22 protein-coding genes are annotated in these 22809 nt (G+C 65.0%); 13 read left to right on the top strand and 9 right to left on the bottom strand.

Features of this window, described 5'->3' with window-relative positions:
* Window positions 1–24: 24 nt before the first annotated feature.
* Complete coding sequence (locus K5H97_RS09345) at window positions 25–1827, bottom strand: aminopeptidase P family protein (protein ID WP_028690561.1); 1803 nt, start codon at window positions 1825–1827, stop codon at window positions 25–27.
* A 195-nt stretch (window positions 1828–2022) separates the two neighbouring features.
* Here K5H97_RS09345 and K5H97_RS09340 point away from each other — a divergent pair, with 195 nt between their 5' ends.
* Both K5H97_RS09340 and K5H97_RS09335 read left to right on the top strand, forming a co-directional pair.
* Window positions 2023–3135 (top strand): DUF3182 family protein, encoded by a 1113-nt coding sequence (locus K5H97_RS09340; RefSeq protein ID WP_028690560.1) that lies wholly within the window; start codon window positions 2023–2025, stop codon window positions 3133–3135.
* Window positions 3119–3889 (top strand): alpha/beta hydrolase family protein, encoded by a 771-nt coding sequence (locus K5H97_RS09335; RefSeq protein ID WP_028690559.1) that lies wholly within the window; start codon window positions 3119–3121, stop codon window positions 3887–3889. The genes K5H97_RS09340 and K5H97_RS09335 overlap by 17 nt, the downstream gene beginning before the upstream one ends.
* Here the strand turns inward: K5H97_RS09335 and K5H97_RS09330 are convergent.
* A complete protein-coding gene (locus K5H97_RS09330) occupies window positions 3868–4248 on the bottom strand; it encodes an antibiotic biosynthesis monooxygenase (RefSeq protein WP_028690558.1) in 381 nt (126 codons plus the stop codon). The two genes, K5H97_RS09335 and K5H97_RS09330, sit on opposite strands and share 22 nt — an antisense overlap.
* A gap of 88 nt (window positions 4249–4336) precedes the next feature.
* On the opposite strand from K5H97_RS09330, the gene soxR reads away from it, so the two are divergent.
* Window positions 4337–4825, top strand: coding sequence for a redox-sensitive transcriptional activator SoxR (gene soxR, locus K5H97_RS09325; protein ID WP_036986069.1), 489 nt, complete (start codon window positions 4337–4339; stop codon window positions 4823–4825).
* On the opposite strand, the gene K5H97_RS09320 is transcribed toward soxR, so the two are convergent.
* Entirely contained in the window at window positions 4792–5769 is a 978-nt protein-coding gene (locus K5H97_RS09320) for a GlxA family transcriptional regulator (protein ID WP_028690556.1), read from the bottom strand. The genes soxR and K5H97_RS09320 overlap by 34 nt on opposite strands.
* An 82-nt stretch (window positions 5770–5851) precedes the next feature.
* Here K5H97_RS09320 and K5H97_RS09315 point away from each other — a divergent pair, with 82 nt between their 5' ends.
* Complete coding sequence (locus K5H97_RS09315; protein ID WP_028690555.1) at window positions 5852–6400, top strand: cysteine hydrolase family protein; 549 nt, start codon at window positions 5852–5854, stop codon at window positions 6398–6400.
* 4 nt (window positions 6401–6404) lie between these two features.
* Here K5H97_RS09315 and K5H97_RS09310 read toward each other — a convergent pair whose 3' ends face one another.
* Window positions 6405–6968 (bottom strand): helix-turn-helix domain-containing protein, encoded by a 564-nt coding sequence (locus K5H97_RS09310; protein ID WP_028690554.1) that lies wholly within the window; start codon window positions 6966–6968, stop codon window positions 6405–6407.
* 84 nt (window positions 6969–7052) lie between these two features.
* Here K5H97_RS09310 and K5H97_RS09305 point away from each other — a divergent pair, with 84 nt between their 5' ends.
* The 7 genes from K5H97_RS09305 (at window position 7053) to K5H97_RS09275 (ending at window position 14244) form a co-directional block, all read left to right on the top strand.
* A complete protein-coding gene (locus tag K5H97_RS09305) occupies window positions 7053–7997 on the top strand; it encodes a DMT family transporter (RefSeq protein ID WP_028690553.1) in 945 nt (314 codons plus the stop codon).
* Between the two features lie 198 nt (window positions 7998–8195).
* Window positions 8196–11102 (top strand): monovalent cation/H+ antiporter subunit A, encoded by a 2907-nt coding sequence (locus tag K5H97_RS09300; RefSeq protein ID WP_028690552.1) that lies wholly within the window; start codon window positions 8196–8198, stop codon window positions 11100–11102.
* Window positions 11102–11446 carry a Na+/H+ antiporter subunit C gene (locus K5H97_RS09295; RefSeq protein ID WP_028690551.1) on the top strand — a complete coding sequence of 115 codons (345 nt, stop codon included), beginning with the start codon at window positions 11102–11104 and terminating at the stop codon, window positions 11444–11446. Before K5H97_RS09300 ends, K5H97_RS09295 begins: the two co-directional genes overlap by 1 nt.
* Window positions 11443–13122 (top strand): monovalent cation/H+ antiporter subunit D, encoded by a 1680-nt coding sequence (locus K5H97_RS09290; RefSeq protein WP_028690550.1) that lies wholly within the window; start codon window positions 11443–11445, stop codon window positions 13120–13122. Before K5H97_RS09295 ends, K5H97_RS09290 begins: the two co-directional genes overlap by 4 nt.
* Window positions 13119–13607 (top strand): Na+/H+ antiporter subunit E, encoded by a 489-nt coding sequence (locus tag K5H97_RS09285; protein ID WP_028690549.1) that lies wholly within the window; start codon window positions 13119–13121, stop codon window positions 13605–13607. The genes K5H97_RS09290 and K5H97_RS09285 overlap by 4 nt, the downstream gene beginning before the upstream one ends.
* Window positions 13604–13882 carry a K+/H+ antiporter subunit F gene (locus K5H97_RS09280; RefSeq protein WP_011534656.1) on the top strand — a complete coding sequence of 93 codons (279 nt, stop codon included), beginning with the start codon at window positions 13604–13606 and terminating at the stop codon, window positions 13880–13882. The genes K5H97_RS09285 and K5H97_RS09280 overlap by 4 nt, the downstream gene beginning before the upstream one ends.
* On the top strand, window positions 13879–14244 hold the full coding sequence (locus K5H97_RS09275) for a Na+/H+ antiporter subunit G (protein ID WP_028690548.1): 366 nt from the start codon (window positions 13879–13881) through the stop codon (window positions 14242–14244). The genes K5H97_RS09280 and K5H97_RS09275 overlap by 4 nt, the downstream gene beginning before the upstream one ends.
* A 3-nt stretch (window positions 14245–14247) precedes the next feature.
* Here the strand turns inward: K5H97_RS09275 and K5H97_RS09270 are convergent, their stop codons facing one another.
* Both K5H97_RS09270 and K5H97_RS09265 read right to left on the bottom strand, forming a co-directional pair.
* Window positions 14248–14457, bottom strand: a complete 210-nt coding sequence (locus K5H97_RS09270; RefSeq protein WP_028690547.1) for a hypothetical protein — start codon at window positions 14455–14457, stop codon at window positions 14248–14250.
* Entirely contained in the window at window positions 14454–14924 is a 471-nt protein-coding gene (locus K5H97_RS09265; RefSeq protein ID WP_028690546.1) for a hypothetical protein, read from the bottom strand. Before K5H97_RS09265 ends, K5H97_RS09270 begins: the two co-directional genes overlap by 4 nt.
* Before the next feature lie 361 nt (window positions 14925–15285).
* Between K5H97_RS09265 and K5H97_RS09260 the strand changes: the two genes are divergently transcribed.
* Entirely contained in the window at window positions 15286–15426 is a 141-nt protein-coding gene (locus K5H97_RS09260) for a hypothetical protein (protein ID WP_155952684.1), read from the top strand.
* 4 nt (window positions 15427–15430) lie between these two features.
* Here the strand turns inward: K5H97_RS09260 and K5H97_RS09255 are convergent, their stop codons facing one another.
* The 3 genes from K5H97_RS09255 to K5H97_RS09245 form a co-directional block, all read right to left on the bottom strand.
* On the bottom strand, window positions 15431–15625 hold the full coding sequence (locus K5H97_RS09255; RefSeq protein ID WP_028690545.1) for a hypothetical protein: 195 nt from the start codon (window positions 15623–15625) through the stop codon (window positions 15431–15433).
* A 116-nt stretch (window positions 15626–15741) separates the two neighbouring features.
* Entirely contained in the window at window positions 15742–17226 is a 1485-nt protein-coding gene (locus K5H97_RS09250) for a methyl-accepting chemotaxis protein (protein WP_248691146.1), read from the bottom strand.
* 274 nt (window positions 17227–17500) lie between these two features.
* Window positions 17501–17905, bottom strand: coding sequence for a TraR/DksA family transcriptional regulator (locus tag K5H97_RS09245; protein WP_028690543.1), 405 nt, complete (start codon window positions 17903–17905; stop codon window positions 17501–17503).
* 355 nt (window positions 17906–18260) lie between these two features.
* On the opposite strand from K5H97_RS09245, the gene K5H97_RS09240 reads away from it, so the two are divergent.
* On the top strand, window positions 18261–22808 hold the full coding sequence (locus tag K5H97_RS09240; protein WP_155952683.1) for a hypothetical protein: 4548 nt from the start codon (window positions 18261–18263) through the stop codon (window positions 22806–22808).
* The last annotated feature ends 1 nt before the right edge of the window (window position 22809 follow it).

Below are 22809 nucleotides of genomic sequence, written 5' to 3'. Positions count from 1 at the left end.
CTTTTTGTTACCAGCACACCATGCTCACAGCGCGGAAGTGCGTCGCTCCAGCCACGCTAGCGCCTCGCCTTCCAGCAACGGCGCCAGTCGCTCCCGCACCGTCTGGTGGTAACGGTTCAACCAGGCGATGTCTTCACTGCCCAGCGTCTCGACCAGCAGACAGCGGGTGTCGATTGGACACAGGGTCAAAGTCTCGAACGAAAGGAACTCACCGAACTCGCTGGTACCGGCCTCGCGGTTGACCACCAGGTTCTCGATCCGCACGCCCCACTGCCCCGGGCGGTAGGTGCCGGGCTCGATGGAACTGATCATGCCCGGCTGCATGGCCGTCTGCGGTGTGGCCGCGGCCTGGTAGGCAATCACTTGCGGGCCTTCGTGCACATTCATGAAATAGCCGACACCGTGACCGGTGCCATGGCCGTACTCGACCTGATCGGCCCAGATCGGTGCCCGGGCGATGGCATCAAGCAGCGGCGAGAGTATCCCACGCGGGAACCTGGCCCGCGACAGGGCGATCATGCCCTTGAGCACCCGGGAGCAATCGGCCTTCTGCTCATGGCTCGGCTCGCCGATCGGCACCATCCGCGTAATATCGGTGGTCCCGCCCAGGTACTGGCCGCCCGAGTCGATCAACAGCAGGCCATTGCCCTCAATGACGGCATGGGACTCTTCGGTGGCGCGGTAGTGCGGCATTGCGCCGTTTGCATTGTACGCCGCGATGGTCGAAAAGCTCAGCGACACAAAGCCAGGACGACGGGCACGGGCTGCGCTCAACTGGTCGTCGATGGTCAGTTCGGTGATCGGTTGCACGCCGAGGTTCGCTTCGAACCAGGCGAAGAATTCGCATAGCGCCGCGCCATCCTGCTCCATGGCCTGGCGAATATGAACGAGATCCCCTTCTCCCTTGCACGATTTGCTCAGGGTGGTCGGGTTGATACTCTCAACCAGTCGCACCTGCTCGTGCAAATTGTCCAGCAGGCCGCGAGTAACCCGCGCCGGGTCCACCAGCAGACTGGCTGCTGCCGGAATCGCGGCCAACGCGTCGTTGACCTCAGCGTAGTCGCGGACCTCGATGCCATCGGCCGCCAGTACCTGGCGCAGGTGGCCGTCGACCTTGTCACGCCCGACAAACAGGAACGCCTCGTCCTGGCTGACCAGCGCGAAGGAAACGAACACGGGGTTGTAGGAGACATCGCTACCACGCAGGTTGAACAGCCAGGCGATGTCGTCGAGGGTGGCGATAAAGTGCCAATCGGCGCCCTTTTCCCGCAGCGTGCTGCGCAGTTCAACGAGTTTTTGCGCACGGTTGACCGTGGCATGGGGTGGCAGGTGCTGGTACACCGGATTACCCGGCAGCGAGGGGCGGTCAACCCATACCCGATCCAGCAGGTCAAGATCGGTGCGCAACGTCGAACCACGCGCCTGCAGGCGCTCGCCCAGTTGCCGCGCCGAGGCCAGGGCCATGACCGCGCCATCCACCGCGACCGTGCCGTCCACCTCCGTCCCCAGCCATTCCAGCGCCCCGGGCTGGCCGGGGCGCAGCTTCATCAGCTCGATACCACTGCCGACCAGCTCCTTTTCCGCCTGCTCCCAGTAACGGCTGTCAGCCCACAGCCCGGCAAAGTCAGCCGTTACCACCAGCGTCCCCACCGAACCGAGGAAACCGGACAGCCACTGCCGCCCCTGCCAATAGCCCGGCAGGTACTCGGACAGGTGCGGGTCAGCCGAAGGCACCAACAGGGCATTCACGCCCTCCCGGGCCATGGCCTCGCGCACACGGGCAAGGCGCGCCGGGACGGATTCGTGAAGGGGGGACTGACTGTTCATGCGCACTCCTGCGGATAGGTGTCGACGGGTCCAAGGCGTTGATAATGAAACACCCGGCAGACGCCCGCAATCACCACGACCGTAACAAGGTATGCATTGCCCCAACTGCCCTGCCGACCGTCGATCCATCCCCCTGAACTAAACCGGCTACGGGCCTTCACAACCCTTACATACCGTGCGTACGCGAGGTAGGCCATGCCCCACTCACGCGAACCGAAAAGCGCCGTCGTGCTGCTCGACACCCGCGAGCACACTCCCGAGCACGAACGGGCGGTCCACCTGAAGATTGCCGATCACCTAGCCCTTCTGCTGGGTGTCGAGCGGGTCGAGCCATCGCCCACGCAATCCGAAACGGCCGCTTACTACTATGTACCGACCCAGACCCTGGTCGACGCGCAGCGGTACGCTGCGCTCGGCGTCCACGACGAGCATGACCTGTTCGGCGGCATGGTCAGCCATCCGCACATGGCCACCAAGGCTATCTCCCACCCGCTACCGGCAGACGCCATCTTCCCTCCCGGCTGGACCGATGCCTTTGCCCAACACGCCAGCGACGCCCTGCTGCGTGGCTATACCGTGTTCTCCAAGGCCGATGCCCGGCGCGCTGCCGAACTGCTGCTGCGCGATGGACCGGTGAGGATCAAGCCGGTACTGGCCTGCGCCGGTCGGGGCCAGCAGGTGATCGTTGATGGTCAGGCCCTGGAGCCGCTGCTGGAGGCAATGGATGAACAGCAATTGGGGCTGTGGGGCCTGGTGCTTGAGGAAGACCTCGATGCCGTCGAGACCTTCAGCGTCGGCCAGGTACGCGTGGCCGGGCTGACCCTGAGCTATCACGGCACCCAGCACCTCACCCGCGATCATGCGGGCACCGAGGTATATGGTGGTTCCGACCTGGTGATCGTGCGCGGTGACTACCAGCACCTGCTGCAGCTGCCACTTGAGGATCACCTGCGCTTGGCCATCAACCAGGCCATGACCTACGAAGAGGCTGCCGAGCGCTACTTCCCAGGCTTCATCGCCTCACGGCGCAACTACGACATCGCCCGCGGCCAGGACCATCACGGACACCTGCGCAGCGGCGTGCTCGAGCAATCCTGGCGACTGGGCGGTGCCAGCCCCGCCGAGGTCCTCGCGCTGCAGGCCTTCGCCGCCGACCCGGCGCTGCAACGGCTACGCGCGTCAACCCACGAGGTCTTTGGCGACGCGCAACTGCCCACCGACGCCACCCTGTTCTATCAGGGCCACGACAGTGAACTTGGACAACTCAGCAAATATGCACGGATACGTGACCATGACCATCGAGAGTGAAACCGTTGAACTGCAGGTCGAGGGCGAAAGCATCGTCGGCACCCTGGTCAGCCCGGGCAGCCGCATGCCGGGGATCCTCTTCGTCCATGGCTGGGGCGGCAGCCAGCAGCGCGACCTGGCCCGCGCCCGGCAGATCACCGGGCTTGGCTGCGTATGCATGACCTTCGACCTGCGCGGCCACGAAAAGACCGAGAGCCAGCGCCTGACCGTCACCCGCGAGCAGAACCTGGCCGACCTGCTGGCCGCCTACGACCGGCTGGCCAGCCAGCCATCGGTCGACCCCGGCGCCATTGCCGTGATCGGCAGCAGCTACGGCGGCTACCTGGCCACCCTGCTCACCCGTCACCGGCCAGTCAAATGGCTCGCCCTAAGGGTGCCGGCACTCTACTGGGACGATGAATGGGATGCGCCCAAGCAGGCCCTCGACCGCCAGCGGCTCAACGCCTACCGCCTGCGTGAGCTCGGCCCTGCCGACAACCGCGCCTTGGCCGCCTGCGCCGAATTCGCCGGCGACGTGCTCTTGGTGGAGTCCGAACAGGACGACTATGTGCCGCACAGCACGCTGATGAGCTATCGCTCGGCCTTCGTCGGCGCCCACTCGATGACCCACCGCCTGGTCGATGGCGCCGACCACGCGCTGTCCAGCGAAGAGAGTCAGAAAGCCTATAGCGCCCTGCTCACGGCCTGGATCAGCGAGATGGTCATCGGCGCGCGCCTGGACCGCTACCCGCACTACGCGCCCTGGTACGCCTGAGTGCTGCCCAGCTGGCAGTGCAGGCCGCCGTCGGCGCCACGCACCAGGCTGCGTAGCGTCTGGTACGCGGCGAAGTTCACCCCACGGGCCCGGTGCTCGCCCAGTAGGTCGAGGAACGGCTCCTCGATGAAGCAGCCAGCGGCGGCCGCCCAGGCCTGGCGCGATTGCCAGCGCAGGTGCTGGAGCACCCGGCGACCGTCGTCGCTGACCTGGATGCTGACGCTGAGCAGGCCATCGCAGCGTTGCGCGAGGTGCTCGCTGCGCACCACCAGGGCCTCGGCCAGGGCATCCTGGCGCAAGGGGGGCACGTCGTACTCGATCATCTGGGTGAACCACAGGGAATGGGTGTTGGCCGCCATGACGCATCTCCTCGTTTTGGGCTCTTGCAGCAGATGGTCGTGAAGGGTAAAACCTTCAGCTAACTCAAGGTCAAGGATTTTATTGCCAATGAAGCCCCCTTCCGCCCAGGACCGCCTGCTCAGCGTCGGACAGCTGGCCGCGCGCAGCGGCGTGGCCGTGACCGCGCTGCACTTCTACGAGACCAAGGGGCTGATCCACAGCACCCGCAACGCCGGCAACCAGCGCCGCTATCCGCGTGCCATGCTGCGTCGGGTGGCGGTGATCAAGATGGCCCAGCGCCTGGGCATCGCCCTGGCCGACATCGCCAGCGCCCTGCAGGCGCTGCCCTGCGATCACACGCCCACTGCCGACGATTGGCAACGCCTGTCGGCGCGCTGGCGCGACGACCTGAGCCGGCGCATCGACGAGCTGGTGATGCTGCGCGACCAGCTCGACGGCTGCATCGGCTGTGGCTGCATGTCGTTGAAGGAATGCCCGCTGCGCAACCATCACGACCGCCTCGCCGATGAGGGCCCGGGGCCGCACCCGACCAGCAGCGAGGCTCAGCCGCTGATGACCGCGAAGCGCCGCCGGTAGTCGCTGGGGGTCATCCCGGTCAGGCGCTGGAACACCTTGCGAAAAGCGCTGGGGTCCTGATAGCCGACGCCCCAGGCGATCTGGTCGACGCTGCGCCGGGTGAACTCCAGCAAGCGGCAAGCCCGGCCGACCCGCACCTGCTGCGCGTATTCGGTGGGACGCAGGCCGGTGGCGGCGCGAAAGCGACGCAGGAAGGTGCGCGGCTCGAGGCCCGCGCAACCGGCCATGTCGGCCAGGCCGGCATCCCGGGCCTCCTCGGCCTGCAACCAGTGCTGCACCTTCAGCACCGCCTCGTCACCATGGTCCAGGCGCGGCTGGAACAGGGCGCCGGGCAGCGGCGCCGGCGAGGGCTCGACCGCAAGATAGCGGGCCGTCTCGCGGGCCAGGGTGTGGCCGAGGAAGCGTTCGATCAAGTGCAAGCCGAGGTCGGTCCAGGCCATCAGCCCGGCAGAGGTGACGATGTCGCCGTCGTCGAGCAGTGGCTGGCTGCCTTGCACCCGCACCTTGGGGAAGCGATCGGAAAGGGCCTGGGCATAGTTCCAATGGGTACAGGCCGCCCGACCATCCAGCAGGCCGCTGCCGGCCACCAGGAACACACCGATGCATACCGAGGCCAGCACGGTACCCTGGCCGTGCACCTGACTGAGCGCGGCGCGATGGGCCTGCAACACCTCGGCAGACGGGGTCGCCGCCAGGCTCGGCGGAATCATCAGCGCCCGCAGCGCATGGCCGCTTGCCGGCTGGCTGTCATGCACCACCTGCAGCTGCCCCGCGCCATCGAGCTGCCAATGGGTCACCCGCAGCACCGGCAGATCGTGTGCGCCCAGCTGCGCGGCGACCCGGTTGGCCACCGCGAACAGGTCGGTCAGGCCGTGCACCGCCGCGCTCTGGGCGCCGGGATAGATCAGCACGCCGATTTCCAGGCTGTCAGTTTTTGCCGTCATTGTGTCGCTCGCGCCTATCCTCGATCGGGTCGCCACAGCCTATAACTATCGGCAGTTCATCACTACTGCCGCAGGAGGCACCATGAGCAAGCGCGCCCTGATCATCATCGATATCCAGAACGACTACTTCCCCGGTGGCAAATGGACCCTGGACGGCGCCGAGGCGGCCGCCGACAACGCCGCCCGGTTACTGGCCGCGGCCCGTGAGCGTGGCGACCTAGTGGTGCATGTGCGCCATGAGTTCGAGAGCGCCGACGCCCCCTTCTTCGTGCCAGGCTCGGCCGGCGCGCAGATCCACCCCAAGGTCGCGCCGGCGGCCGGCGAGGCGGTGGTGCTCAAGCACAAGGTCAACAGCTTCCGCGACACCCAGCTGAAGGCGCTGCTCGACCAGCACGACATCAAGGCACTGACCATCGCCGGCAGCATGAGCCACATGTGCATCGATGCCGCGACCCGCGCCGCCGCCGACTTCGGCTATGAAGTCAGCGTGGCCTACGATGCCTGCGCGACGCTGGCGCTGGAGTTCGACGGCAAGACGGTTGCGGCGGCCGATGTGCACGCCTCGGCAATGGCCGCGCTGGCATTCGCCTACGCCAGGGTGACCAGTACCGACGAGTTGCTGGCCGGTTGAGGGCTCAGATCACCACGTTGCGCACGAAACGCACCGGCTCCTGCCCATCGTTGCGGTAGGCGTAGCGGCAGTCGCTGGGGAAGACGAAGAATTCGCCCTTGCCCAATTGCCGCTCTCCCCCTTCGATGATCAGGGTCAGGCGGCCTTCGGTCACATAGATCTGCTCGCTCCAGCCGGCGGCATCGGCTTCGCTGGCGTAGCACTCGCCGGGGGCCAGGGTCCACTCCCACAACTCGACCTCGCGTCGCGCCGGGCTGCTGCCTAGCAGCACGGCGCGGCTGGCAGGGTGCACACCGGCCCAGGCCAGCTCTTCGATGCGGCTGGGGTCGCGGCGGTCCGGCGCCTGGATCAGGGTGCTGAACGCCACCCCCAGCGCTTCGGCGATCAGGTCCAGGGTGGTGAGGCTGACATTCTTCTCGCCAGCCTCGATGGCCACCAGCATCCGCCGGCTGACCCCGGAGCGCTCGGCCAGGGCGGCCTGGCTCAGGCCGGCGTCGCCACGCAAGCGGCGAACGTTCTGGCTGACATGCTGCAGCACCGATGCACGGTGCTCGGAATCTTTGTGCACTATATTGCTCACTGGTAGGGGGTGCGCAGTATACTGCCCACTTTGCGGCGAATTGTGCGCCGCCCCTTCCGAGTGCGCAAGACCATGAGCCAAGCCCCCGCCCGCAAACCCACCGTCAGCTTGCGCCTGAGCAAGGCCGAACTGGTGCTGGTGTTCATCACCATGCTCTGGGGCGGCACCTTCCTGATCGTGCACAACGTCATGACCGTCAGCGGGCCGATGTTCTTCGTCGGCCTGCGCTTTGCCGCCGCCGCCCTGTTCGTCGGCCTGGTGTCGGCCCGTTCGCTGTCGGGGCTGACCTTCACCGAGCTCAAGGCCGGCGTGCTCATCGGCGTCTCGATCATGTTGGGCTACGGCTTGCAGACCATGGGCCTGCAGACCATCAGCAGCAGCCAGTCGGCGTTCATCACCGCGCTCTATGTGCCCTTCGTGCCTCTGCTGCAATGGCTGGTACTGGGCCGCCGCCCGGGCCTGATGCCGAGCCTGGGCATCGGCCTGGCCTTCGTCGGCCTGATGCTGCTGGCCGGCCCCGAGGGCGGCGCGCTGCACTTCAGTGAAGGCGAACTGGTGACGCTGGTCAGCGCCGTGGCGATCGCCGGCGAGATCATCCTGATCAGTCGCTACGCCGGCCAGGTCGATGTGCGCCGGGTCACCGTGGTGCAGTTGGCCACCGCCTCGGCGCTGTCGTTCCTGATGATCGTGCCGACCCAGGAACAACTGCCCGGTTTTTCCTGGCTGCTGCTCATCAGTGCGGTAGGCCTGGGCGCCATGAGCGCGGTGATCCAGGTGGCGATGAACTGGGCGCAGAAGTCGGTCTCGCCGACCCGCGCCACCCTGATCTACGCTGGCGAACCTGTGTGGGCCGGCATCGTCGGGCGCATCGCCGGCGAGCGCCTGCCAGGCGTGGCGTTGATCGGCGGGCTGCTGATCGTGCTGGCGGTGGTGGTGAGCGAGCTGAAGATTCGTCGCCAGGATGAGGCCAGCGCCTTGCAGGATGATGAGGCCCGCGAGCGCGAGGCGGGGTTGTAAGCCCCCCGCCTTCACAGACAATCCGCAAGCGTTGAATACAGACCCACGGACATTCGCTCAGCCGCTATGCTCTGAAAGAAACTGTTATAAAAAAACAGCTTGTCACAGCACATTTGTAGGATCCTGCAACCGCTTGCGTGTTGGTGATCAACCGTCCGGCACGTATGATCCTTGGCAAACTTCTCAGAACAGAACGCTATGTCATTGATTGTGCTATTGCTTCTGCCCTTCCTGGGCAGTTGCCTGGCGGCTGTACTGCCGCACAACGCACGCAACGCCGAGTCCATTCTTGCCGGGCTCGTGGCCCTGGTCGGCACTGTCCAGGTGGCGTTGCTGTACCCCCAGGTCGCCGATGGCGGGGTGATCCGCGAGGAATTCCTCTGGCTGCCGAGCCTGGGCCTGAACCTGGTCCTGCGCATGGACGGCTTCGCCTGGCTGTTCAGCCTGCTGGTGCTGGGCATCGGCACCCTGGTGTCGCTGTACGCCCGCTACTACATGTCGCCCCAGGACCCGGTGCCGCGCTTCTTCGCCTTCTTCCTGGCGTTCATGGGCGCCATGCTCGGCCTGGTGATCTCCGGCAACCTGATCCAGCTGGTGTTCTTCTGGGAATTGACCAGCCTGTTCTCGTTCTTGCTGATCGGCTATTGGCACCACCGCGCCGACGCCCGCCGCGGCGCCTACATGGCGTTGATGGTCACGGGGGCCGGCGGCTTGTGCCTGCTGGTCGGGGCCCTGCTGCTCGGCCATGTGGTCGGCAGCTATGACCTGGACAAGGTCCTGGCTGCCGGTGACACCATCCGCCAGCATGCGCTGTACCCGGTGCTGCTGCCCCTCATCCTGATCGGCGCCCTGAGCAAGAGCGCGCAATTTCCCTTCCAGTTCTGGCTGCCCCATGCCATGGCGGCGCCCACCCCCGTCTCGGCTTACCTGCACTCGGCGACCATGGTCAAGGCCGGGGTGTTCCTGCTGGCCCGCCTGTGGCCGGCGCTGTCGGGCAGCGAGGAATGGTTCTGGATCGTCGGCGGCGCCGGTGCCGCCACCCTGCTGCTCGGCGCCTTCGCCGCGATGTTCCAGAACGACCTCAAGGGCCTGCTGGCCTACTCAACCATCAGCCACCTTGGCCTGATCACCTTGCTGCTGGGCCTGAACAGCCCGCTGGCGGCGGTCGCCGCAGTGTTCCATATCCTCAACCACGCCACCTTCAAGGCCTCGCTGTTCATGGCCGCGGGGATCATCGACCACGAGAGCGGCACCCGTGACATCCGTCGCCTGAGTGGCCTGTTCCGCCTGGTGCCGTTCACCGCGACCCTGGCCATGGTCGCCAGCGCCTCGATGGCCGGCGTGCCGCTGATGAACGGTTTCCTGTCCAAGGAGATGTTCTTCGCCGAGACCGTGTTCATCACCTCCACGGCCTGGGTCGAAGCGGCCCTGCCGGTGATCGCCACCCTGGCCGGAACCTTCAGCGTGGCCTACGCGCTGCGCTTTACCGTCGATGTGTTCTTCGGCCCCCCGGCCCAGGACCTGCCGCACACGCCTCACGAACCACCACGCTGGATGCGCGCACCGGTCGAACTGCTGGTGCTCACCTGCCTGGTGGTCGGCATCTTCCCGGCGCAATCGGTCGGCCCGTTGCTGGCCGCAGCCGCGACCCCCGTGGTGGGTGGCGTGCTGCCGGAATACAGCCTGGCCATCTGGCACGGCTGGAACGCGCCGCTGATCATGAGCCTGATCGCCATGACCGGCGGTATCGTGCTCTACCTGCTGCTACGCAAGCAGCTGCAGCGCGGCCGCTTCCCCTATCCACCGCTGATCGAGCGTTTCAACGGCAAGCGCCTGTTCGAGCACGGCCTGGTGCGCCTGATGCTGCTGGCCCGGCATGGCGAGCGGCTGCTGACCACCAAGCGCCTGCAGACGCAACTGTTCATGCTGGCACTGGCGGCCTTCGTCGCTGGCCTGGTACCTCTGCTGTACAGTGGCCTGAGCTGGGGCGACCGGCCAAAGATCCCGGGCTCCGGGGTGTTCGTCGCGCTCTGGCTGATCGCTATCGCCTGCGCCATCGGCGCCGCCTACCAGGCCAAGTATCACCGACTGGCCGCCTTGATCATGGTCGGCGTCTGCGGCCTGATGACCTGCATCACCTTCGTCTGGTTCTCCGCGCCGGACCTGGCGCTGACCCAACTGGCAGTCGAGGTGGTCACCACCGTGCTGATCCTGCTCGGCCTGCGCTGGCTGCCACGGCGTATCGAAGGCGTGTCGCCGCTGCCCGGCAGCCAGGACCGCGCACGCCTGCGGCGCCTGCGCGACCTGGTGCTGGCAGTGCTGGTCGGCGGCGGCATGGCACTGCTGTCCTACGCCATGCTGACCCGCCCGACGCCCAACGACATCTCGTCGTTCTACCTCAGCCGCGCCCTGCCCCAGGGCGGCGGCACCAACGTAGTCAACGTGATGCTGGTGGATTTCCGCGGCTTCGACACCCTCGGCGAGGTCACCGTGCTGGTGGCCGTGGCGCTGACCGTGTTCGCCCTGCTGCGCCGCTTCCGCCCGCCGAAGGAGAGCATGCAGCTGCCGGCGCAGCAACGCCTGCTGGCACCGGACGTGGTCACCGACCTGGTCAACCCGCGCCAGGCCACCGACACCGCGCTCGGCTTCATGATGGTGCCGGCCGCCCTGGTGCGCCTGCTGCTGCCGATCGCCCTGCTGGTGTCGATGTACCTGTTCATGCGTGGCCACAACCAGCCAGGCGGCGGTTTCGTCGCCGGCCTGGTGATGTCGGTGGCGTTCATCCTGCAGTACATGGTCGCCGGCACCCAGTGGGTCGAGGCGCAGATGAGCCTGCGTCCGCTGCGCTGGATGGGCACCGGCCTGCTCTGCGCCACCCTCACCGGTGCCGGGGCGATACTGCTGGGCTACCCGTTCCTGACCACCCACACCGCCCATCTGCACTTGCCGCTGCTCGGTGACGTACACGTGGCCAGCGCGCTGTTCTTCGACATCGGCGTGTACACCGTGGTGGTCGGCTCGACCCTGCTGATCCTCACCGCCCTGGCCCACCAGTCAGTGCGCGCCTACCGCCCCGCCAAGTCCAGCCAAGCAGGAGCCGCCTGATGGAAGAAGTCATTGCAGTCGCCATCGGCGTCCTGGCCGCCTCCGGGGTCTGGCTGGTCCTGCGCCCGCGTACCTATCAGGTAATCATGGGCCTGTGCCTGCTGTCCTACGGGGTCAATCTGTTCATTTTCAGCATGGGCAGCCTGTTCATCGGCAAGGAGCCGATCATCAAGGACGGCGTGCCCCACGACCTGCTGCACTACACCGACCCGCTGCCCCAGGCACTGGTACTCACCGCAATCGTCATCAGCTTCGCCATGACCGCGTTGTTCCTAGTGGTGCTGCTGGCCTCCCGCGGCCTGACCGGGACCGACCACGTCGATGGCCGGGAGCGTGAGGAATGAGCGGGATGAACCAACTGATCATCGCGCCGATCCTGCTGCCGCTGGTCACCGCGTCGTTGATGCTGCTGATTGGCGAGAAACACCGCTGGCTCAAGGCGCGCCTGAACCTGCTGTCCACCGCCCTTGGCCTGGGCATCGCCGTTACCCTGCTGATGTGGGTGCGCACCCAGGGCCAGGCCGAGTCCATTGGCGTCTACCTGCCAGGCAACTGGCCGGCGCCGTTCGGCATCGCCCTGGTGGTCGATCACCTGTCGGCGCTGCTGCTTACCCTCACCGGCATCGTCGGCTTGAGCGCCCTGCTGTTCGCCCGGGCACGCTGGGACGGTGCCGGGGCCAGCTTTCACGCACTGTTCCAGATCCAGCTGATGGGCCTGTACGGCGCCTTCCTCACCGCCGACCTGTTCAACCTGTTCGTGTTCTTCGAGGTGCTGCTGGCGGCCTCCTACGGCCTGCTGCTGCATGGCTCGGGGCGGGCGCGGGTCAAGGCCGGGCTGCACTACATCGCCATCAACCTGTTTGCCTCGTCGCTGTTCCTGGTCGGCGCGGCCATGCTCTATGGCGTGACCGGTACCCTGAACATGGCCGACCTGGCGCTGAAAGTGCCGCTGGTGCCAGAAGCAGACCGCGGCCTGCTGCATGCCGGCGCGGCGATCCTGGCCATTGCCTTCCTGGCCAAGGCCGGGATGTGGCCGTTGAACTTCTGGCTGGTGCCGGCCTATTCGTCGGCCAGCGCACCGGTGGCCGCGCTGTTCGCGATCATGACCAAGGTCGGGTTGTACGCCATCCTGCGCATGTGGACGCTGCTGTTCTCCGGCCAGGCCGGCGCCTCGGCGTTCTTCGGTGGCGACTGGCTGGTGTATGGCGGCCTGGCGACCCTGGCCGTGGCGGCCATGTCGATCCTCGCCGCCCAGCGCCTGGAGCGCCTGGCGGCCCTGAGCATCCTGATGTCCGCCGGCACGCTGCTGGCCGCCGTCGGCTTCGGCCAATCGATCCTGACCGGCGCCGCGCTGTTCTACCTGGCAAGCTCCACCCTGGCCCTGTGCGCGCTGTTCCTGCTGGCCGAGCTGGTTGAGCGCTCGCGCTCGGCCAACGAGGCGCCGCTGGACGATGAAGAAGATGCGATGCCTTCGCCCCTGGAATCGCTGCACCCGCCCAAGGGCATCAACCTGGACGACGAGCAGCAGGCGGTGATCGGCCAGATCATTCCCTGGACCATGGCCTTCCTCGGCCTGAGTTTCATAGCTTGCGCCCTGCTGATCATCGGCATGCCGCCACTGTCAGGCTTCATCGGCAAGCTCAACCTGATCAGCGCGCTGTTCAACCCGCAAGGCCTGGGAGTTGCCACTGAGCAGCCACTGGGCACCGCGGGCTGGATCCTGGTCACCCTGCTGGTGTTGTCCGGCATGGCCTCGCTGATCGCCTTCGGCCGCGTCGGCATCCAGCGCTTCTGGAAGCCCGAGGAACGCCCTTCCCCGGTGTTGCGTCGCTATGAATGCGTGCCCATCGTCATCCTCCTGGGCCTGTGCATCTTCCTCAGCCTCAAGGCCGAGCCGCTGCTGCGCTACACACAGGACACCGCCGCCAGCCTGCGCACGCCGGAGACCTACATCAAGGCAGTGATGGCGACCCGGCCGTTGCCCGGCCCGACCACCGCTGGCCTGGAGGTGCAACCATGAATCGACTGCTCCCCGCGCCACTGCTTTCCATTGCGCTGTTCGTGCTGTGGTTGCTGCTCAATCTGTCGGTCAGCCCGGGCAACCTGCTGCTGGGCGCCCTGCTGGGCATCCTCGCACCGATCCTGATGGCGCCGCTGCGCCCGCAGCATGCCCACGTGCGCAGGCCCTGGGTGATTGCCAAGCTGATCGGCCGGGTCGGCCTTGATGTGATCCATTCCAACCTGCAGGTCGCCCGTGGCGTCCTGCGCGCCGGCAGCACGCCACCGCGCTCGGCGTTCGTGCACATCCCGCTGAACCTGCGCGACGCGCACGGCCTGGCGGCGCTATCGATGATCACCACCGTGGTGCCGGGCACCATCTGGTCGGAACTGGCCCTGGACCGCAGCGTACTGCTGCTGCACGTGTTCGATCTGGACGACGAACCGGCGTTCATCGAACATTTCAAACACACCTATGAACGCCCGCTGATGGAGATCTTCGAATGAGCGGCCTGCTCGCCAATGCCGTCCTCGCCAGCCTGTTCATCTTCGCCCTGGCGATGGGGCTGACGCTGATCCGGCTGTTCCGCGGCCCGTCCGCCCAGGACCGGGTACTGGCCCTGGACTACCTGTACATCCTGGGCATGCTGATGATGCTGGTACTGGGGATCCGCTACGCCAGCGATACCTATTTCGAAGGCGCCCTGCTGATCGCCCTGTTCGGCTTCGTCGGTTCCTTCGCCCTGGCCAAGTTCCTCCTGCGTGGCGAGGTGATCGAATGAACGAAAGCGTGGTATTGCCGTTCTGGCTGGAGCTGGTCACGGCTGCCCTGCTGCTTATCGGCAGCCTGTTCGCGCTGGTCGGCGCCATCGGCCTGGTGCGCCTGAAGGAGTACTTCCAGCGCATGCACCCGCCCGCACTGGCTTCGACCATCGGCGCCTGGTGCGTGGCGCTGGCCTCGATCCTGTATTTCTCGGTGCTCAAGCAGAGCCCGGTGCTGCACGCCTGGCTGATCCCGATCCTGCTGTCGATCACCGTGCCGGTGACCACCCTGCTGCTGGCCAGGGCCGCGCTGTTTCGCAAGCGCACCTCGGGCGAGGAGGTACCAGAAGAAGTCAGCAGCGGGCGTGATCGCGGTAACTGAGCCTCAGGCCTGGCTCAGGCGCTGCAGCTCGCGGCGCACCATGGCAACGAAGGGCGGCGGGCTCATCTGGTAGAGCTCGCCGGCCACCCAGGCCAGCCAAGCGCCCTGCAGTTCCAGCCGACGCGCCAGCAGGCGCTCGGCCTGTTCGATCGCCCTTGCCTGATGTTCACGGTGGAAGTCGGCCCGCGAGGCAGGCGTGGTGGCGTCGCTCACTCGCTGGCCTTGAAGGTGGTCAGCTCGCCCTTGCGCCACTTGGCGACCTTGCCGGTCACCGCCTTGAGTAGCTTGCCCAGGCCTTCCTGAACCTGCTGTTGGGCCGCGAACACAAGCATCACGCCCTGCCCTTCACGGAACACGATGGCCTCGCCTTCCGGCACGGAAACGAAGGCGTAGTCACCCTGCCCGTAGACATTGAACTTGATCTCGCGAAAACGCAGTTCGAGCTTGCCGCCTTCGCGGCTGGGCAGCACGGCGGCACGGAAGTGGTCACCCACTTTCAGCTCCAGGCGCTGCTTGTCGTCGACCACCATGGCATCGTCGGTATCGATCTCGGCCATGTACAGGCCGTCGGGGTTCTGCTCGGTGACATACACGAAACGCCCCTGGAACAACTTGACCAGCTTGGCGCGCAAATCGCCCAGGGCAAACAACGCATGGGTATCAAGAGTACTGACTGCCAATGAAAAGCTCCTCACATCAATTACAGCGGGCCGCACCGCGCACGCCGCTGGCGTGGGGTGGCAACCACTTTAAGTCGAAGTCCGATGGACCATGGATTCGGTAAGCGAAGATCCACGCACAGGGTCGATACGCCAAGCAGGGAACATTTCCCCGCTGGAACATCCGGCGTGCTTCGGCAAACTATCCGCAAATAGGAACCGTAATACCTGACAGCTAAAGGGTCAGGAAAGATGCGACTACTGGGGGCGACACTTCAGCTCAAGTGTGCCCCAACCCTTCATCGCGCATTACAGGTACAGGAATATGCACGAAAACACCGAATTCCGTCGAGAGGCACGTAGCATTTCTTGTCGCACGGCAGTGCCAGGTATCTCCCGGTATAGCGTCGTGGCCGCCGGCATCAGCTTCTTCCACATCACTGAAACCAACTCCGGCAAAGTCCACGGATTCCGCCAACGCTACCAGGACGCCTGGGAGCTCGCACGCTACCTGGAGCGCTGAGGGTTCACGCTGCGTGGCTCCTATCCACCTGCTGTTGCCACGCAGCCTGGCATTCCAGGGCCTCGTCGCGGCTGGCGAAGGCGGTGCCACGGCGCTCGCCGTCAACCAACACCACCCAGCACACCCTTATGCCCAAGGCCTGCAAGGACCGTGGCACACCACTGCCGATCATCACGGCCACGTCGACTCGGCTCGTCATAATTCCCTCCGGAATTTAATTAGCCACCTAACGATATGCCTATGATACGTCCTGGACCGCTTACGAATAAGGCGCCAGGCAGAACAGCAGTGTTACATTCCGGGCAACAGATCGCGTCAGTCGAGCCCGGGTTCGGGGCGATACCCCAGACGCAGGCCACCCCAGTGTCGACCTGCGACAAAGATCGGTACCGACAGGTCGTGCATCAGCTCTCCCGTGTCTCGCGTATAGGTCTGCAACAGCACACGCTGCTGGTGACTGCCACAGCGAGCGCCCGTGCGGTCGTCGAACAGGCGCTTGCTGCGGTTGTGCGCCGTGTCATGGGCGATATCGCCGGTCAGTGGTTGGTTGAAGGCATTGTTGTGGGTCGGCACATAGCCCTGCTGGGTACAGGCGATGGCATACACCAGCCCATCGTGCTGCAGCAACGGCTCCTGGAGCTGTGGCAGCACGGTATCGGTGTAGTGGTCGAAGCGCGTGGTGAAACGCGGAGGTTGCATGCCGGCAATCTGGCGATATTGCCGGTCGAACAGATCGTCCAAGCCAATGCGCCCCTGTTCGATATCCGCCTCGAAACGCTCGCCGATATGCCGCGCACCCGCCTGCGCCAGTTCAAACACCCGTTGGTGGTAGGCGTCCAGACCGACCTCGGCCAACCGTTCGCTGAGGCTTTCCACCTGCCCCTCCATTTGCACCGCCGCCTTGGCCAGGCGCCGGGTCTGCTGGTCGCTGACCTCCAGATCGCCGCGCACCTGGGCCACGGCCTGGAACAGGGTGTCGAGTTGGGCTTGGTTGATCTGGGTACCCCCAGCTATTTCGCTCACCTGACCCTCGACACTGGCCGCCAGGCTAGCGATCTGCGCCAGTTGCCCACCGGCCTGCTCGACCTGGCCGACCCCCTTGCCCAGGTCCTCGGCCAGCGTGCGGATCTGCGCCACCACCTGGGCGGTTCGCGCCTGGATGTCGGCAACCATCTGCCCCACTTCCTCGGTGGCGCTGGCGGTGCGCCCGGCCAGACCGCGCACCTCGTCGGCCACCACCGCGAAACCACGGCCATGTTCACCCGCCCGCGCCGCCTCGATGGCGGCGTTGAGCGCCAGCAGGTTGGTCTGGCTGGCAATGCCCTGGATCACAAGGGTGACCCGGGCGATATCCTCGCTGCGCTGATGCAAGGCCTCGATCAACTCGCGGCTGGCCGAAGCACGCACACTCAAATCACGCATGCACTGAATGGATTCGGCCAGCACCTCGCTGCCGACCACGCTGCTGCCGTGGGCTGAGCGTGCGGCTTCCAGTGCCTGCTGGCTTAGCTGAGCGGTCTGTTCCTCGGTGGTGATCATGATCTCGGCGCTGCCGACGATGTCTTGGGCAGCCCCTAACTGCGACTGCACGCGGGCGGCCAATTGCTGTACCGAATGGGCCACTGCAGCGGCCGACAACGCATTGTGGCTGGTGCCACGGGCCAATTCTTGAAGCAGCGAACTGTCCGCGGCCGCGGCAGGCGTCGACTGCGCGACGACCGCCTTGCGCGCAAGCGGCACCCACAGCACCAAAAGCGCCAACGGCAGGGCCAGGTACAAGGACAGCCCGGCGAACGCCATCGCCGCCAGTACCGCGCACAGCGCAACGCCCCGCCCCAGGGCGACGGCGGCTCCCGCATGAGTGGGGGTGGCCCGCGGTCCTTCGCCAGCCGGCAGAGATCCTTCTCGCATCATCTTCGTGATCCATCCACATGTCGTTATTGTGACGACATTAAACGCCACTATAACGCCATTATCCACGCTCACGTGGATGCAGGCGGCCACCCGTTGATACAGGGCAAGAAAACACGAAGGCCCCAGGGATCGCTCCCTGGGGCCTTGCGTGGGCGCTGGATCAGACTTGCCGCTGGTGGCGGTCGAGCTGCTCGTGACGCTCCTGGGCTTCGATGCAGTACTTGGTGGTCGGGCTGATCAGCAGGCGCTTGAGGCCGATCGGCTCGCCGCTGTCGTCGCACCAGCCGAAGCTTTCATCGGCGATGCGGTCCAAGGCCATCTCCAACTGCGGCAGCAGGCGCTGGTCACGATCGATGGCGTTGACCAGCCAGGTGCGCTCTTCCTCGACCGACGCCACGTCAGCGGGATCCGATGGGGTATCCAGGCTTTCGATGGAATTGCGGCTGAGTTCGATGCGCTCGTGGGTTTCGACTTTCATCGCCTGCAGCAGCGCGGTGAAGTACGCGAGCTGTTCGGCGTTCATGTAGTCATCGGCCGACATGGCCAGCAACTGTTCCTTGGTCATCGACTTCTCTATGAAAAATGTGCATTTGGGCGATTCAGGTGCCGCCGACGACGTATCGTCGGTAGCGAAATTCTTCAAGCGCCAACCGGCACTCTTTTACAGGGGGCGGCAGTCTAAGGTGCCGCGTCGCAGTGGGCAACATAAATGACGGAGGATTTGTCCGAAATGGCCAGGAATCCGCCTACTGGTGCGCAGCCGCCGCTTTGCGACGGCCAGGGAGCAATATGTCGTAACGATTCTGGCTTTCCATCACGCCTGAACGCAAACGGCGCAGCGGCTGGAGGTAGCGGGTTAGTGACCGCGAAGCACCGTAAACCCGCTTCATACGACCTTTACTCACGTATGAGGCTTGATCATGCACGACCTACCACATCTGCGCCTTGCCCGCTCCAGCCCGCTTCAATGCAAGATTGCCAGACGGTTCAGCGAGCGTCCGGAGCTGCTCGACGCCGCAGACCATGTCCTCGCCGCTCAGTGGTCGCATTATCTACCGAACGCAACCCAGGATCCAAGGGCACTTTATCTCGCCAGCCGAAATCCACGTTCCGACAACTTGTGGGTTCGCCCCTTGGCGCAAGTGCTCATTGAGCGCTATTGCATACGCCGGACACTCAACCTCACGGTTGGCGAGGACACCCTCACCGCTCGCGTCGATGGTGATCCGGCCGGGCAGGTGCCTCTACCTCTGCACCAGGTGGAGCTGCTAATCAATGACAACGCACCGTTACTGCTCGAGGTGTACCGGCAATCATTGGCGAGCTACTGGAGCCACTTCGACAGCAGTGGTGAAACCCCCTGGCATTGGTACGCCGAAGAACTTCGCAGCCGTTTTCTGGAGGCCATCGAAGCCCACCAGAACGCTGGCAGCCTACCTCCGTTCGCCCTGGCCATCGCCAGGCTGGTGCATTCCGACCCCGATCACAGGAACCGGCAGAATACAGCCGGCCTGCGCGTCTGGCAGCTTGCCGCGGACTTTTCCAGGGATGAGACGCTGGACAATGAACTGGCGAGCGCGCTGCTGATCGAACACAGCGATACCGACCCCAGGCGCAACCTGACCCTGCTTTATACCCTCACAGGCAAGCTGCTCGCTTTCCCCTCCCGCCAGGAGATGCTGGAGAGCATCGCTCGATACTGGCCCACGAGGTCCCGGACCACCTCCCGGGAAGTCAGTATCGGTCAGACCGCTCAAGGGGACTTCGAAAGCATGGCGCTGGGTGTGCTGGAACAGCAACTACGGGTGATCGACCATTGCGCCACGGCCCATCGAAGCAGACTCGACGCCATCAACATGAGCCTGGAGCTGGACCGGCTTACCTCCATGCTCGACCTGTGCAGCGAGGCCGAATCCAAGCAACGCAACGCGATATCGGCCCTTCTTCCGGATTGGCTGCGTAACGCCAGGAGCCAGCCGTTGTTGCGCTACAGCACGCTACTGCTCGACGTCGCCCAGTCCCGCCAGAATACCAACGGGCAGTTCTGGCTCGACGGTATCGACAATGCCGAAGACTTCGCCTACCGGCAACTGGCCGCACGCTTCGAAGCGGATTATCCGCGCGCCCCGCTTGACCCCAGGCAGGTCCGGGTCGTCAACTACCAGACCATCGCCACCGCCGCCGCGCGCCCTGGGCTTGCCAGCACGGGCGAGGTAGATCCCGTCACCTTCTCCCTCGCCCAATTGGCGATTGCCAATATCGGGCTGCTCAGGCCAGGGCGGGTGGAGTTGCTCTCGAACAACGCAGACCTGCTGCCTGGCTGGCTGGACGAAAACTACCTGCGCACGGTGGTCAGCGAGCTGGACATCGCCAGCGCATTCCCCGCCATGCTACGCAGCAAGCTGTTGGATGACAGCGCCCAACGCGAGCAGCGTCAACGCCTGCTCATCGCGCAACTCGGCAGCCAATTGCCCGCACTGGCGCAGGAGCTCTACCTGCGCGGAAAACTGGCGGATCAGGACGTTGCCAGCCATATCAGCCAGGTGTTCAGCAGCGCAGACGACGATGACAATGACCCGAAGCGCTGGGTCATCCGACCGTTGGGTCTGCTCAAGGCCCCCGGCTCGACAGTGGACTATCCACGCAATACCTGGCTCATCGAGCCACGGTCACCCAGTGCCGACAGTTGCCTGTTGTACCGTCCCCTGCACGAGGATAGCCTGTTGCAGTTCAGCGATCGGCTGGCGCTGTTCGTGGCCATCAGTACCCCTGGCGCCCTGCAGGATGACCTGCTGCAACGCCTTCCGGCCGAAGTCCACAGATTCTATGCCCATGGCGGCTTCCTCGAGCCTCACCTGTTCGTTCCACTGGATGACACCAGCGCCATCCCTTTCGGCCGGCCAGCTCCGGTGGAGCTGACCATCGAACCAAGTTCCAGCGATGTCGGCGCAGATCTCTACCTTGCCTGCGTCAACGAATCGATCCAGACGTTTGAAGCGCATGCCTCGACCAGCGCACAGACCCGCTGGACGCGCTGGAAAGAGCTGGGCTGGCTGCTGTTCAACACCCTGCTTCCCCTGGCGGGCGGCACACTGGGCAGGGTGGCATGGCTGGCGCAGATGGAAGTGGCGCTGGCCGACTTCGTCAACACCGACGCCGAACTCGACCCCACCGGGCACGAGCAGGCCGCGGTCAACCTGCTGGTCAATATCGCCCTGCTGCTGGTCACCCATTCGATTACCCGCCTGCATGAGCAAAGCGCAAAGGCGCGCACGCTTGGCGCACCGGTCACGGCGCTTGGCGCATCCGAACAGCAACCCGTGCCCCCCACCGTGGTCCAGGCCGCCTCTTTGCTCGATCTCGACTTCAGCTGGACGCGTTCCACCCAATCCCTGACTGCCGGGCAGAACTCCGCACTGCGCGCGTTACGGGCGGATATCATCCCCGCTTCACTCGGTGAACCGGTGCCCAGCGGCCCCTTGCGTGGCCTGTACCTGCAGGGTGACAAGTTCTATGCACAGCTGCATGGCAACCTGTACCACGTCATGCTCGACATGCCTCGCAACCAGATGCGCATCATCGGCCCTGACGAAACCGCAGGCCCTTGGCTGCGCCGCGACGAGGCCGGACGCTGGCAGTTGGACCTGAGGTTGACGCTCAAGGGGGGCATGCCACTGTCCGCGCAGATCCGCAAGCTGCAACTGGAAAAGGAAAGTGCCCTGCGCGCCGTCAACGCATTGATCAAGGCCGACAAGGACACCATCGATGTCAGGATCCGGGAACAGGCCACCCTTGAGAAGCTGGTGGCCGCACCGCTAGATGACGCCCGCCTGCAGACCTGCCAGGACAAGCTCGACACGCTGTCGGCGTTCTGGGCGACGCATATCGAAAACCTGAAACAGCGCAACGCTTTGCAGCCGGTGAAGGACTTCAAGAAAGTCCATGCTTTCGCGCTGTATCAGGACAGCTTCTGCCAGCGGCTGCTGCACAAGGTCCTGCACCTGCGCTATCAACCTGATCGGAGCCAGTTGCTCAAAGCTGCCCGCCTCCAGCAGGCCGGTGAGACGCTTACCCCCACGGACGTCAGAATCATCGCCGCTCGCCTGGACAGACTTGCGCCCTTGATTGAGCGGATGATCGGTAACAATCGACGCCTGCGCCACTGCCAGGATGAGCTGAACAAGCTGGCCAGCCCCCAACAACCCGAGATCCGCCAATGGCGGGACCTCGCTATCAGTGTGCCAGCAACTGCGGAGAGAGAACTGATCCTGCGCTTCTTGCGTCTCGAAGGATTGCTCAACCGCATGAGCCTGGTACACGGTCTGAGCGACGAGGCGTGCTACTGGAGTGATCGCTTCTGGAGCAGCTTCGAGCTGGGTATTGCCCAGCGTACAAAACTGTTCAAGCTGGAAAACGCCGACGACGAGATCACCGCCAGATTGCTGCGCAGTATCGTCGGCCACCTTCAGGCCGCGACGCGACAACTGCAAATCTTCACCACATTGGTCAAGGACGGCGCGGCGCTGGAGACTATACAGGAGATAAATGAACAACTCGCCTGGGTGCTTGAGCGAAACCGCAATGACCTGAACGAACTGCCCGATTACCCGCCAATCAGTACACTGGGGCAACTGCGCAAGAAGGTGCCCGGGCTGATCGAGACCACCGAGCACGGGCTGCTCCTGGCCGATCCGCGCAGCGACGATGCCAACACCGTCGATATTCCCGGGCCGGAGGACAAGACACCCGCGCGCACCTACCACCTCAAGCAGGGCGACTGGGTGGAGCTCAAGCCTGACCAGCCTACCTCACGCCCAATCCAGATGCCCCTCAAACGCCTGCTCAGGGAGAGCGACACGTTGATTGAGCAGGCCCGCGACGAGGTGTCGAACCTGCAAGCGCACGCGAATCGCTATCTGCCGGTGGAAATCGAGGAGAGCGTGCTTTATCAACGCACCCGCCTGCTCGAACGGGTCAACGCCATCGAGACATGTCTGACCGAGAACAACGAAACCGACGAGGCCCGTGCCGGCAAGGATGCCGAGCTGGTCGCCGGATCCCTGCGCAGGCTGGCGGACGAGTTGCAGGAAACGGCGACGCGGCTACGCGTGTCAGCCGCCCTCACGCAGAAACCGCGCATGGGTGAAGTCATGTACCTGGCCGATGGCGGGCACGTGCAATTGCGTGCCACGGGGGGCCGCAATCGACTGGCCAGGCTCAAGGGCCGGCCCGCCGATTTTCTCGACGAATACAGTATCAGCCATGAAGGCAAGGTTCTGTGGTATGCGCACTTCCACTACCCGTCGATGACCGCGGCCAAGGCTGACTTCACCGCCGGGCATCTGAAAACAGCAGCGCAACGGCACATGCCCGGCCAGCGCTACAGCGATGCCAGCGGCAGGGTGTTCGACGTCTGTCGCGCACCGATCACCAGCACGGCCGCCGCCCGATACTTCTTCGACCTGTAAG

Source organism: Pseudomonas mosselii (assembly GCF_019823065.1).
GTDB lineage: Bacteria > Pseudomonadota > Gammaproteobacteria > Pseudomonadales > Pseudomonadaceae > Aquipseudomonas > Aquipseudomonas mosselii.
The sequence above is the reverse complement of the archived record's forward strand: the minus strand, read 5'-3'. Positions and strand labels throughout refer to the sequence as shown.